The sequence below is a fragment of the Pseudomonas sp. P1_C12 genome (assembly GCF_056406435.1).
In genome coordinates, this window is sequence record NZ_JBFUAE010000026.1 from 32933 (window position 1) to 45876 (window position 12944).

13 protein-coding genes are annotated in these 12944 nt (G+C 62.2%); 2 read left to right on the forward strand and 11 right to left on the reverse strand.

What is annotated here, in order from left to right:
* Positions 1-10: 10 nt before the first annotated feature.
* Complete coding sequence (locus AC1D19_RS28380; protein ID WP_223462332.1) at positions 11-253, reverse strand: hypothetical protein; 243 nt, start codon at positions 251-253, stop codon at positions 11-13.
* A gap of 227 nt (positions 254-480) precedes the next feature.
* Between AC1D19_RS28380 and nhaR the strand changes: the two genes are divergently transcribed.
* Entirely contained in the window at positions 481-1380 is a 900-nt protein-coding gene (gene nhaR, locus AC1D19_RS28385; protein WP_477754834.1) for a transcriptional activator NhaR, read from the forward strand.
* Here nhaR and AC1D19_RS28390 read toward each other — a convergent pair.
* Positions 1367-2527: an MFS transporter gene (locus tag AC1D19_RS28390; RefSeq protein ID WP_477754833.1), complete on the reverse strand. Its 1161-nt coding sequence runs from the start codon at positions 2525-2527 to the stop codon at positions 1367-1369. The genes nhaR and AC1D19_RS28390 overlap by 14 nt on opposite strands.
* Before the next feature lie 454 nt (positions 2528-2981).
* Here AC1D19_RS28390 and sstT point away from each other — a divergent pair, with 454 nt between their 5' ends.
* The gene (sstT, locus tag AC1D19_RS28395; protein WP_477765334.1) at positions 2982-4214 is read left to right on the forward strand and encodes a serine/threonine transporter SstT; all 1233 of its coding nucleotides are present in this window, start codon (positions 2982-2984) and stop codon (positions 4212-4214) included.
* A gap of 153 nt (positions 4215-4367) precedes the next feature.
* On the opposite strand, the gene AC1D19_RS28400 is transcribed toward sstT, so the two are convergent.
* The 9 genes from AC1D19_RS28400 to AC1D19_RS28440 all read right to left on the reverse strand — a co-directional run bounded on the left by AC1D19_RS28400 (position 4368) and on the right by AC1D19_RS28440 (position 12936).
* On the reverse strand, positions 4368-4877 hold the full coding sequence (locus AC1D19_RS28400) for a DUF1993 domain-containing protein (protein ID WP_223462336.1): 510 nt from the start codon (positions 4875-4877) through the stop codon (positions 4368-4370).
* Between the two features lie 77 nt (positions 4878-4954).
* Entirely contained in the window at positions 4955-5830 is an 876-nt protein-coding gene (locus tag AC1D19_RS28405; RefSeq protein WP_477765335.1) for an SDR family oxidoreductase, read from the reverse strand.
* 152 nt (positions 5831-5982) lie between these two features.
* Complete coding sequence (locus AC1D19_RS28410; protein WP_477765336.1) at positions 5983-7131, reverse strand: acetyl-CoA C-acetyltransferase; 1149 nt, start codon at positions 7129-7131, stop codon at positions 5983-5985.
* The gene (locus tag AC1D19_RS28415) at positions 7124-8209 is read right to left on the reverse strand and encodes an acyl-CoA dehydrogenase family protein (RefSeq protein WP_477765337.1); all 1086 of its coding nucleotides are present in this window, start codon (positions 8207-8209) and stop codon (positions 7124-7126) included. Before AC1D19_RS28415 ends, AC1D19_RS28410 begins: the two co-directional genes overlap by 8 nt.
* 10 nt (positions 8210-8219) lie before the next feature.
* Entirely contained in the window at positions 8220-9386 is a 1167-nt protein-coding gene (locus AC1D19_RS28420; RefSeq protein ID WP_477765373.1) for an acyl-CoA dehydrogenase family protein, read from the reverse strand.
* Positions 9387-9396: 10 nt separating this feature from the next.
* Entirely contained in the window at positions 9397-10152 is a 756-nt protein-coding gene (locus AC1D19_RS28425) for an enoyl-CoA hydratase family protein (protein WP_223458443.1), read from the reverse strand.
* A gap of 29 nt (positions 10153-10181) precedes the next feature.
* Complete coding sequence (locus tag AC1D19_RS28430; RefSeq protein ID WP_477760385.1) at positions 10182-11249, reverse strand: NAD(P)H-dependent flavin oxidoreductase; 1068 nt, start codon at positions 11247-11249, stop codon at positions 10182-10184.
* A 2-nt stretch (positions 11250-11251) separates the two neighbouring features.
* A complete protein-coding gene (locus AC1D19_RS28435) occupies positions 11252-12124 on the reverse strand; it encodes an enoyl-CoA hydratase (protein ID WP_248692877.1) in 873 nt (290 codons plus the stop codon).
* A 23-nt stretch (positions 12125-12147) separates the two neighbouring features.
* A complete protein-coding gene (locus AC1D19_RS28440) occupies positions 12148-12936 on the reverse strand; it encodes a CoA-transferase subunit beta (protein WP_477765338.1) in 789 nt (262 codons plus the stop codon).
* Between the last annotated feature and the right edge of the window lie 8 nt (positions 12937-12944).

Consider the following 12944-nt stretch of genomic DNA (forward strand, 5'->3'; position numbering starts at 1 on the left):
GTAATACGGTTTAGATTTCCTGGGAGGAAGATTCGGTTTTTTCCGATTCTTTTTCCGATGATTCTTTTTTGCTGATCAACCCGCTGGTGGCGTCACTGAGTGCTTGCTCGGCAGCCTTGTGGGTATCGTCAATCGCCTGTTTGGCGCTTTCGGCAGCCTTGCCCATCAACTGTTGCGCGCTTTTCTCGGCCTGGTCGCAACCGGCCAGTACCAGTAAAGACGTGATCAACAGTGCCGTGGTTTTCAGCTTCATGATGCTTCCCTCGTTAGAACAAACGGGACCTGAACAATGGCCCGTTGATAGCGATGCATTCTAGGGAAGTGAATACTTCAGGAAAATTCGTATTTTTGCCATGTATACTTCGGTTTTTACGAATGTAGGAGCTGCCGAAGGCTGCGATCTTTTGATGTTGATTTTCTCGGGCGATTGAAAGATCGCAGCCTCGTTTCACTCGACAGCTCCTACAGAGGGCCATACATATGTTGAATTATCGGCAATTGCATTACTTCTGGGTGGTGGCCAAGACCGGCAGCATCGTGCGCGCCTGCGAGCAACTGAACCTCACGCCACAAACCATCAGCGGGCAGATTTCATTGCTGGAACAGACCTTTGGCATCGAATTGTTTCGGCGCGTTGGGCGGCAACTCGAACTGACCGAGGCCGGCCGCCAGGCCCTGCCCTACGCCGAACAAATGTTTCAGCTGGGCGGCGAACTGGAACTGATGCTGCGGGCACAACCCAATGAACAGCAGATCCTGTTTCGCGTCGGTGTGGCCGACGTGGTGCCCAAATCCATCGTCTATCGCCTGATCGCACCGACCATGGAGCTGAGCGAACCGCTGCGCATCACGTGCCGCGAAGACAAGCTTGAACGTTTGTTGGCAGACCTGGCGATCCAGCGCCTGGACCTGGTGATCTCCGACAGCCCGATGCCGTCGCACCTGGACATCAAGGGCTACAGCCAGAAACTCGGTGAGTGCGGGATCAGCTTTTTCGCCACCCCGGAGCTGGCGGCACGTTACGGTCAGGACTTCCCGCGCAATCTGCACGGTGCTCCACTGCTGATTCCCGGGCCGGAAACCGTGGTGCGTAGCCGTTTGCAACGCTGGTTCGCCGAGCAGCAGATCCAGCCGAAAATTGTCGGCGAGTTCGACGACAGCGCCCTGATGCAGGCCTTCGGCCAATCCGGCAGCGGGATCTTCATCGGCCCGAGCGTGATTGCCGATGAAGTGCAACGCCAATATGGCGTGGAAGTGATCGGCCAGACCGACGCGGTGAGCGAGTCGTTCTATGCCATCTCAGTGGAGCGCAAGGTCAGGCACCCCGGCATTGTCGCCATTACCGAAGGTGCCCGACGCGAGCTGTTTACAGCGCTGTAACCACTTCGCGCGGCTTGAAAGTCATCAGCGCTATCGCCAGCAGGATCGAGGCGAGGATGAACGCCGCCGCGGCGAAGCCAAGGCCTTGCAGACCGACACTGTCGATCACCCGACCACCGATCATCGCGCCCAGACCGATACCGAGGTTGGCCCCGGCGATGTTCAGCGACGCGGCGAAGGCCGGCGCTTCGGGCGCGGCTTTCATCAGGCGCACATGGCTGACCAGGAACAACGCCGCCTGGGTCACGCCCCAGATGCCCATCGCCGCCGCCAGACCGAGCGGCGAATGAATGTTCGGCACCAGCGCCACCAGGCCGGCGATCATGAACGCGCAGAACATCATCGACGCCATCAGCGGATGACGATCCACCGCCCGGCCGCCCAGGGAGTTGCCGATCAGCCCGACCGCACCGAAGCCCATCAGGCACCAGCCAACCACGGTGCCGTTGAAGCCGGCCAGACGTTCGAGGATGTCAGCCAGGTAGGTGTAGGCGGTGAACATACCGCTGAACACAATCACTGACAGCAGCACGTGACCGAGCATCAGCGGGCTGCGCAGGATCTTGAACTGCGAGCGGAAGCTCACCTGATGCTGGTGCAGGTTGGTCTTGGGCAGATAGATAAACAGCAGCAACGCCTTGGCAAAGGCGATGACCGCCAGAATCGCGAAGGCACTGCGCCAGCCGAACGCATCGGAAATCAGCGTGCCCACGGGAATGCCGAACACCGTTGCGCAGACGATACCGAAGCCGATCTTGGCGATGGCGCGACCGGCGTAATCCGGCCCGACGATGTCCACCGCCGTTTCGCTGGCCAGCGCCCAGAACACCGGCAGCCCCAGCGCCGGGATCAACCGGGCAAACGCCATCACCCAGATATTCGGCGCCAGCGCCGCCAGCGTGTTGGCCAGGCCAAACATGATCAACACCGAGATAAACAGCTTGCGCCGTTCGAAGCGGGCGAAGTACGCCGTCAGGAACGGCCCGAACGCGGCCACGGTGAAGGCGAACAAAGTCACCAGCAAACCCGCTTGCGGGATGCTGACGTCAAGGTCCCGGGCGATGGCCGGCAACAGGCCAACGATGATGAATTCCGTGGTCAGCACCGTAAAACCGGCTGCAGACAACAGAAGAATGGGCAACAGCATGCAGAACTCCAGAAAAAACGACGACACCAGCGATAGCCCGGAGGCCCACTGGCAGACATGAAAATGAGGATGGCGAATCTTAACAGAGTGTTTCCGAACGCGGTTGCACGAACCTGCCTATCTCGTTGAATGCCATGGTGGCAGTTCGTCACAGGTCTGAAAGATCGCTCCTACGCTGTGATAAAGTCCGCGCCCTGAAAAACGTACACCCAGTGGTTAATGCCGATCAGTTAATCGACAAGACCTGTGGGAGCGAGCCTGCTCGCGATGGCGGACTGTCAGACAACGCAAGTGTCGACTGTGCCATCGTCATCGCGAGCAGGCTCGCTCCCACAAGGATTGCGGCGTTCTACACCCTGTGTACCCCTCTCGGTTTCCCGTCTGCGGCCTGCCCTGCTTATTGCTGCAACTGCGGCGAAACCTCGCACTTATAAAAAATCAGAGATGCCGTTTTATGACTGCTTCATCCCCTTCTCTATTGCACCGCCTCAAACGCCTTAGCCTGGTCACGCAGATCGTGATCGGCCTGATCGCAGGTATTGCCCTGGCGCTGTTTGCCCCCGACATGGCGAAGTCCACGGCGTTCATCGGCAAAGTGTTTGTCTCGGCACTGAAAGCCGTCGCGCCGATTCTGGTGTTCGTACTGGTCATGGCGTCGATTGCCAACCACAAGCACGGTCAGGAAACCCATATCCGGCCGATTCTGTTCCTGTATCTGCTGGGCACTTTCGCCGCGGCCGTGGTCGCGGTGGTTGCCAGCATGACGTTCCCGTCGAGCCTGGTGCTGTCGACCCAGGACGTTGCGGTCACAGCGCCGGGCGGGATTGGCGAAGTGTTGCAAAGCCTGTTGCTGAGCGTGGTCGATAATCCGGTCAGCGCCCTGATGAATGCCAACTTCATCGGCATCCTGGCGTGGGCCATCGGCATGGGCATCGCCATTCGCCACGCCGGCGACACCACTCGTGAAGTGCTGGGTGACCTGTCCAACGGCGTGACGGTGATCGTGCGCCTGGTGATCAGCTTCGCCCCGCTGGGCATCTTCGGCCTGGTGGCCTCGACCCTGGCCACTTCCGGTTTCGGCGCACTGATCGGCTACGCCCACCTGCTGGCCGTGCTGTTGGGCTGCATGCTGTTCGTGGCACTGGTGATGAACCCGCTCATCGTATTCTGGAAACTGCGCCGCAACCCGTACCCGCTGGTGCTGACCTGCCTGCGCGAGAGCGGCATCACCGCGTTCTTCACCCGCAGTTCGGCGGCGAACATTCCGGTCAACCTGGAATTGAGCAAGCGTCTGGGCCTGCACGAAGACACCTACTCGGTATCGATCCCGCTGGGTGCGACCATCAACATGGCCGGCGCGGCGATCACCATCACCGTGCTGACCCTGGCGGCGGTGCACACGCTGGGCATCGCCGTGGACATTCCCACCGCGATCCTGCTGAGCGTCGTCGCAGCCATCTGCGCCTGCGGTGCTTCGGGTGTGGCGGGTGGTTCGCTGTTGCTGATTCCGCTGGCATGCAGCCTGTTCGGCATCCCGAGCGAAATCGCCATGCAGGTGGTGGCGGTCGGTTTCATCATCGGCGTATTGCAGGACTCGGCGGAAACCGCGCTGAACTCGTCCACCGATGTGCTGTTCACCGCGGCGGCTTGCCTGGGTGAAGAGGCAAAAACAGAACGCCTGGCCTGATACCGAAAAAGATCAAAAGATCGCAGCCTGCGGCAGCTCCTACTTTGGAATGCGTGCACCTGTAGGAGCTGCCGCAGGCTGCGATCTTTTGATTCACCAATGAAAAGCCCGCCAAGGCGCAAACCTTGGCGGGCTTTTTTGTACCTGGACGGTTTAGAACGCGCCCATGTAGTCACGCTTGCCCACTTCCACGCCGTTGTGACGCAGCAGTGCGTAAGTGGTGGTGACGTGGAAGAAGAACTGCGGCAGGCCGTAGGTCAGCAGGTAGGACTGGCCGCTGAAGCGCTTCTCTTTAGGCGTGCCCGGACGGGTCACGATCTCGATGCCTTCCTTGCCGTTGATCTGCGCAGGCGTAATGCTGCCGATGAAGGCCAGAGCCTTGGCGATCAACGCTTGCAGTTCGGCGAAGGTGGTTTCAGTGTCGTCGTACTTCGGCAATTCAACTTCGGCCAGGCGACCGGTAACGCCCTTGCTGAAATCAACGGCGATCTGCACCTGACGCACCAGCGGGAACATGTCCGGGAACAGGCGCGCTTGCAGGAAGGCGTTAGGGTCGATGTTTTTCTCGGTGGCGTGAGCCTCGGCCTTTTTCAGTACATCACTCAGGGCGTTGAGCATTTGCTGGAAAACAGGCACGGAAGCGTCGTACAGGGAAATGGTCATGACAGGTCTCGTGTGGTGACTGGAGGGAAACGTCGGCCGATTATAGCCGCGCGCCGCCCTCCCGAGACCGGTCTTTTTCAGCTGCCGTACACTTTGGCCGCCGGAACGGCCTGAGCCACCAGCTGTGCGACGGCATCGCCCATCTCGCCGACTGCCCAGCGGCCCTCGCGATCCAGTTGCGGACCACGGCGCCAGCCGTCGGCGATCGACAACTTGCCGCCCTCGACTTCGAACATCTGCCCGGTCACCTCGGCGGAAGCCTCGGAACCGAGCCACACCACCAGCGGCGCGACGTTTTCCGGGGCGAAGTAATCGAAGCCCTCTTCTGGTTTTTTCATGGTGTCGGCGAACACTTGCTCGGTCATCCCGGTGCGCGCGGCCGGCGCCAGGGCGTTGGCGGTGATCCCGTAGCGACGCAGTTCAGCGGCCTGTACCAGGGTCAGCGAGGCTATACCACCCTTGGCCGCCGCGTAGTTGGACTGGCCAATGGAGCCCTGCAAACCGGCGCCGGAACTGGTGTTGATGATCCGCGCATCGACCTTGGCGCCGCCCTTGACCTGCTCACGCCAGTACTTCACGGCGTGGCTGGAAATGCAGAAGTGGCCCTTCAGGTGCACGGCTACCACAGCGTCCCAGTCGGCTTCGCTGAGGCTGGCGAACATGCGGTCGCGGCAGATGCCGGCGTTGTTGACCACCACGTTCAGGTCGCCAAAGGTTTCGATGGCCTGGCGCACGATCAACCCCGCCGAGTCATATCGGGTGATGTCGTCGCTGTTGGCCACGGCGCTGCCGCCCTGGCCGAGGATTTCGCCGACCACGGCCAGCGCCGCTTCGCGGTTGATGTCGTTGACCAGCACTTTCGCGCCTTCAGCGGCGAAGGCCAGCGCGTAGGCCCGACCCAGGCCACCGCCGGCACCGGTGATGATCACCACACGGTTTACACATATTTTCATGTTCTACATCCTTCAAATTCATCACTGGTCGACACAATCTTCTGTAGGAGCGAGCCTGCTCGCGAAAGCGGTGGGTCAGTCATCATCAATGTTGAATCTGATGACCCCATCGCGAGCAGGCTCGCTCCTACAGGATCGGTGTGCACCCTGCTTTACAAACGTTCGATGATCGTCACGTTGGCCTGGCCGCCGCCTTCGCACATGGTCTGCATGCCATAACGGCCGCCGCTGCGTTCCAGCTCATGGAGCAAGGTGCACATCAAGCGGGTGCCGGTGGCGCCCAATGGATGACCGAGGGCAATCGCGCCGCCATTGACGTTGGTCTGCTCATGGGGATAGCCGGTCTCTTTCAACCAGGCCATGGCCACCGAAGCGAAGGCTTCGTTGATCTCCACCCGGTCGATGTCTTCGAGCTTCATGCCGGCACGCTTGAGCGCGTAAGCGGTGGCCGGGATCGGCGCGGTGAGCATCCAGATCGGGTCTTCGGCGCGCACGCTCAGGTGATGGATACGTGCCCGTGGCGTCAGGCCGTAACGCTTGAGCGCCGCCTCCGAGACGATCAGCATTGCGCTGGCCGCGTCACAGGTCTGGCTCGATACCGCGGCAGTCACCCGGTCGCAGCCGAACAGGAACTCCAGCTCGGCCATTTTTTCCAGGCTGGTCTGGCGTGGGGTTTCGTCGTGCAGCACACCGGCCAGGGGCACGATCTCGCGGTTGAAGCGGCCTTGCTCGATGGCCTGCAAGGCTCGTCGATGGGACTCCAGCGAATAAGCTTCAAGCTGCGCCCGGGACAGGTCCCATTTCTCGGCGATCATCTGCGCCGAACGGAACTGCGTCGGGGTTTGCGCGCCGTAGCGCCGCACCCAGCCTTCGGAGCCGCTGAACGGATCGGTGAAGCCCAGGGGCTCGGCAGCGATCATCGCCGAGGAAATCGGGATCTGGGTCATGGTCTGCACGCCACCGGCAATCACCACATCCTGAGTGCCGCTCATCACCGCCTGGGCGGCGAAGTGCACCGCTTGCTGGGACGAACCGCACTGGCGATCGATGGTGGTGCCCGGCACCGCTTGCGACAGGCCGGCCGCCAGCCAACTGGTGCGGGCGATGTCACCGGCCAGCGGGCCGATGGTGTCGACACAGCCGAAGATCACGTCGTCGTAATCCTCGTCGGGAATGGCATTGCGCTCGACCAGCGCGCGCAATACGTGGGCGCCCAGGTCGGCGGCGTGGATCTGGCTCAGACCACCCTTGCGCCGCCCGGTGGGCGTGCGCAGGGCGTCGACAATATAAGCTTCAGGCATGCTGTTTCTCTGTGCTTTTTGTAGGAGCCGGCTTGCCGGCGAAGGCGGCAGGATTGCCGTCGAACAGGGCCGCGCGAATCCGCCCCTTGTGATGGCTGCGATCGCCCCAGACCTTGTCCAGAGCCCAGGCGCGCTTCATGAACAGATGCAAGTCGACTTCCCAGGTGTAACCCATGGCGCCGTGGGCCTGGATGCTGTTCTTCGCCGCGAGCATCGCCGCTTCCGCCGTTGCCAGCTTGGCGTGGGACACCAGCACGTCCTGCCCCGGTTGCTGCTCGGCCAGCGCATAAGCGGCGCGGTACAGCGGACCCTTGGCGAACTCGATCTGCACCGCGACGTTGGCCATCAAGTGCTTGACCGCCTGGAACGAACCCACCGGTTTGCCGAACTGTTTGCGCTCGAAGGTGTAGTCCACCGCCAGGTCGACCATGCGTTTGGCCAGCCCCAGCAATTGCGCGGCACTGGCGAGGGCGCCACGGTTGAAGGTGGCTGTCCACAGGCGTCGGCCCTGCTCACCGCTGGCAACGCAGGTGGCGGGGGTTGGTGTCCACTCGACCTGGAACAGTTGACGGCTCGGGTCGACCGACTCGTTGCGGGTCAGACGCACGGCATCACGCTCCAGGGCGTGCACTTCATCGCCATTGGCCAACAGCAGCAGATCGGCAACATGGGCATCGCTCACCAGCGGGTTACCCGGTTCAGACACGGCAAGACGCGCACGGCCCTCGGCAACTCGTGACAACCATTTTTGTTTGAGTGGCGCGTGTTGCTCATCCAGTGCGGCGAGCAACGGCACGCCGACCAGCATGGTCTCCACGAGCGGTTCGGGCAGCCCGGCGTAACCGCATTCCTGGGCAATCAGCACGAAATCCAGCTCCTTCATACCCATGCCATCCTGTGCCTCGGGCACGGTCAGGGCGGTCAGGCCGAGTTCCACCAGTTGCGCCCAGAGTTGTTCACTGCGCCCGCTGTCGCTCTGCCACAGTTCGCGGATGCGTTCCGGGGTGACTTCGTTGATCAGGAAGCTGCGGACGTTGTCCTGAAACAGCAGTTGGTCGCGGCTGAAACTAAAGTCCATGGTCTATTCCTCAGGCACGCGGCATGCCGAGCATGCGTTCGGCAATGATATTGCGCTGGATCTCGTTGGTGCCGGCGTAGATCGGCCCGGCCTGGGCAAACAGGAAACCTTCCAGCCAATGGCTGACGTCACCGGCGGCCGGGGCTTGCGGCAGCAGTTCGCCACGCAATCCGAGAATGCTCATGGCGGTGTCGTGCATGCGCTGATCGAGTTCCGACCAGAAGATCTTGTTGGTCGACGACTCCGGCCCGATCTTGCCGCCCTGCACCAGTTGCGAGGCAGTCATGTAGGTGCTCAAGGTGTAGGCCTCGGCATCGAGCCAGGCGCGCATCACCGCTTCGCCGATGGCCGGGTCGCGGTCGGCCTGCTCACGGTTGGCCTGATACAACTGCACCAGACGCTTGGCAGTTTCCTGGAAGCGCGCCGGTGAACGCAGCAACAAACCACGCTCGAAACCGGCGGTGGACATCGCCACATGCCAGCCCATGCCTTCGCCGCCGAGGGCGTTTTCCACCGGCACCTTGACGTCGTCGAAGAAAATTTCGGCGAAACCTGGCAAACCGTTGAGCTGCGGAATCGGCCGCACAGTGATGCCCGGCGTGTCCAGCGGCAGCAGGATGAAGGTCAGGCCGTGATGACGCTGGGACTGCGAGTCGGTACGGAAAATACCGAACGCCCAATCGGCCCACACCGCGCGGGTCGACCAGGTTTTCTGGCCATTGATCACGTAGTGGTCGCCCACCCGTTCAGCCTTGGAACGGATCGCCGCCATGTCGGAACCGGCGCCCGGCTCCGACCAAGCCTGGGCCCAGATGTCTTCGCCAGTGGCCATGCGCGGCAGAAACCGTGCCTTTTGTTCTTCGCTACCGTATTCCATCAGGGTCGGGCCGAGCAGGAAGATGCCGTTCTGGTTGACCCGTGCCGGCGCCCCGGAACGGTAGTATTCCTCTTCGAAAATCAACCACTCGATCAGGTCGCAGCCGCGTCCGCCGAGTTCGGTCGGCCAGGTGACCATGCCCCAACGGCCTTCATTGAGCTTGGCTTCCCAGGCCCGGTGCTGGGCAAAGCCAGGCTCGGTGTCGAACGATTGCAGCGGTTCACTCGGTACATTGGCCGCCAGCCAGGTCCGTGCCTCGGCACGAAAGGCCTGCTGGGCCGGGGTATAGGTCAGGTCCATGGATATGCCTTCAGCCGTTGAATCGGGCATCGCGTTTCTCGACGAACGAGTCGCGTGCTTCCTGAGAGTCCAGTGAGCGGTAGGCTTCGAGGGTGAAGCCCTGCTCCCAGCGGTATTTGTCTTCCAGATTGCCGTCTTCGATACCGCTCAGCGCTTCCTTGGCAAGGCTGATCATGCCGGGGCTCTTGGCGGCGATGGTGCGGGCGATCTGCAACGCGGCTTCGCGCAAGTCTTCGCGCTTGACCACCCGCTCCACCGCGCCCAGGCGGTACGCTTCGGCGGCGTCGATGGCCTCGCCGGTGAAGTACATGTGGCGGACTTTCTGCACCGGGAACAAACGCTGCAAATGCGCGCCGCCGCCCATGGCGCCGCGATCCACTTCCGGCACGCCGAAGGTGGCGCACTCGGACGCGACAATGATGTCGGCGGCGCCGCAAATGCCGATGCCGCCACCCAGCACAAAGCCGTGCACGGCAACGATCACCGGTTTCGGGTTGCGGTGAATGGCCTTGAAGCTGTCGTAGTTGCCCTTGTTCACCGCGACGATCAGGTTGCCGTCGGCGGCCAGTTCCTTGATATCGACCCCAGCGCAGAAGCCGCGACCTTCGGCACGGATCACGATCACCCGCACGTCGCTGTTGCGGCCCAGGCCCTCGATCTCGCTGGCGATATCGGCCCAGCCCTGGCAATTGAAGGCGTTGACCGGTGGTCGGTTGAAGACCAGTTCGGCAATGCCGTGTTCGATGCTGACGCTAAATGGTTTCATGGTTTCCTTCCTTCACAATGCATGGCCCCTTACGACACACGGCGGCACAGCTCGCCCAGGCGCGCTTCGGCGTCGCGGACGATCTGTTCAATCAATTGGGCGCAGCTGGGCAAGCTGTCGATGGATGCGGCGATCTGCCCGGCGGGCAACACGCCCGCGGCCGGTTGCCCGTCGACCATGGCTTTCTGGATCACCATCGGCGCGTTGGCAGCCATGATGCTTTGCGCGGCGGTCAACTCTCCGGCACCGCGCATCTTCAAGGCGCTGCTGAGCAATTGGGTAAGGCTCATGCCCGTATGGCGGCGGTAGGCCAGGCCACTCTGCAATGCCAGCAACAGGCGCTTGAGACCACCGCTGTTTTCCAGCTGGTTGAGCAATTCGTTGCGGATCATCCGTTGCGGCATGCCGTCGATAGCGCGGCTGATGATGATCGCCGCCGGGTCCTTGACCGCGAGGTAACGGGCCAGGGTCGCCTGGGGCACCGGGCTGTCGGCGCACATCAGGAAACGCGTGCCCATGGCGATGCCTTCGGCGCCGTAGGCCAGGGCCGAAACAAGCCCCTTGCCGTCCTTGAAGCCGCCGGCCGCCACCACGGGTACCGACACCGCGTTAACCACCTGATCAAGCAGCATCGAGGTCGGTACGGAACCGGTGTGTCCCCCGCCCTCGCCGCCCTGTACGGTCACCGCATCGGCGCCCATTTCCACGGCTTTCTGCGCATGCTTGAGCGCGCCGACGGTGGGAATGCACACCACCCCGGCGTCCTTCAGGCGGCTGATCATTTGCTTGCCCGGCGAACGGCTGTAGCTGACCGCCCGGACTTTGTGGCGCAACACCAGCTCGACGATCTCGCCGGCATTGGCCTGGTACATATGGAAATTCACCCCGAACGGCTGATCGGTCAGGCGCCGGGTTTCGATAATCGCCGCTTCCATCTGCTGCGGTTCGATGGTCGCCCCGGCAAGAAAACCGAAACCACCGGCATTGCCCGTGGCCGCCACCAGTTTCGGGTCGGCGACCCAGCCCATGGCGGTCTGGATGATCGGATAACGACAACCGAGCAGTTGTGTTAAACGGGTATTCAACGAGATCGCCATGCTCACGCCTCGCCCGTTTTGCGCTGGGAACTGGCCATGGCCTTGGCGTCGTAGCCGCCGAGGCGGTCGCCGGACACCAGTTCGTTGTGGGCATGGGCGAAGTGATGCAGGCCGAACACCATGTCCATGGTCGCGCGCTTGCCCATCAGGTCTTCGGCGTTGTTCACCGCTTGCTTGCTCAATTGCAGGCCCAGACGCGGCATCTGCGCGATGCGCCCGGCAATATCGAAGGTCTGTTGCTCCAGCTCGTCGCGAGCCACCACCCGATTGAGCATGCCCATCTGATAGGCACGCGGTGCCGGCATGCGCTCGCCGAGGAACAGGAATTCCTTGGCGATGCGCGGATTGAGTTCATGCACGTGGGCGAAATACTCAACCCCGGGAATGCCCATGCGCACCACCGGATCGGCGAAGTAGGCATCCTCACTGGCGACGATCAGGTCGCAGACCCAGGCCAGCATCAAGCCACCGGCGATGCACGCGCCCTGGACCATGGCGATGGTCGGCTTGGGCATTTCGCGCCAACGGCGGCACATGCCCAGATAGACTTCCTGCTCGCGGGCATAGAGAAACTCGCCACCCGGTTTGTTCACATGGTCGTACCACAGGCTGGCGCGATCGAAAGTCTTATCGACGTCGCGGCCCGGGGTACCGATGTCATGCCCGGCGGAGAAATGCTTGCCGGCACCACGCAGCACGATGACCTTCACTTCATCGTCATCGCAGGCCCGGCGAAACGCCGCGTCCAGCGCATAGGTCATCTGCGAGTTCTGTGCGTTGTGGAACTCGGGGCGATTCATGGTGACCAGGGCCACCGCGCCACGCACCTCGTACAGCACCACCTCGGCCTGATTGTTATCGTTATGTTCAGCCATCACTTTTCTCCGCAACGCGTTGCTCAGCGTTGGCCTGGCGGGTTGTCTTTGAGTTGCAGGGCGCGCAGGTTGTGCGGGTCCAGGCGCTGGATCAGCTGCAACTGCTCGGCCGTCGGTGCCGTCGTGGTCGGGCAGTCGTCCGGCACGTGCAATTCGAAGCCGGTGTTGTCCTGGACTTGCGCCGCCGTCACGCCGGGGTGCAGCGAACGGATGCGCATCTGCCGCTGCGGGCCCTGGAAATCCAGGACGCAGAGGTCGGTGATGATCAGGCGGATGTCGATGTCATCCAGCGACCAGCCCCGCGCCAGGCGGGCCGGGTTGTAGCCGACCGAGGCGACCATATCGACCTCGCCTTCGACGAACACCCGACGGTTATGGCTCGGCACGCAAAACGAGTTGGCGTGGCTGATCGAGTTGCCAGGGAAACCGCGTACACCGAGCATCTGCGCCTTGGGTTTGGTGTAGTCGCCGATGCAGGAAATATTGGCTTGACCGTAACGGTCGATCTGGGTCGGGCCGACCAGGGCATGGCGTTTACCACCCCAGACGTTGTCGAAAATCCGCGAGAACCCCATCCAGCTGTCGCGCTTGGGCTCGTAGCCCTTGCGTGCGCCCAACGGCACCGGCTCGGCGACCATGTAGGCTTCGGAGTCGGTCATCAACAGTTGCGGGTTGCTGGTCAGCATGGCCAACGAAGCGGCCAGGCGCGGGATCACGCCGATGCCGGAGGCCAGAACCTCGCCGTCTTCGCGCCAGGCTTCGGAGGCCGCGCAGATCATCAACTCGGCGAGGCTGTAATCAGTAGTGCTCATCGGAAGGC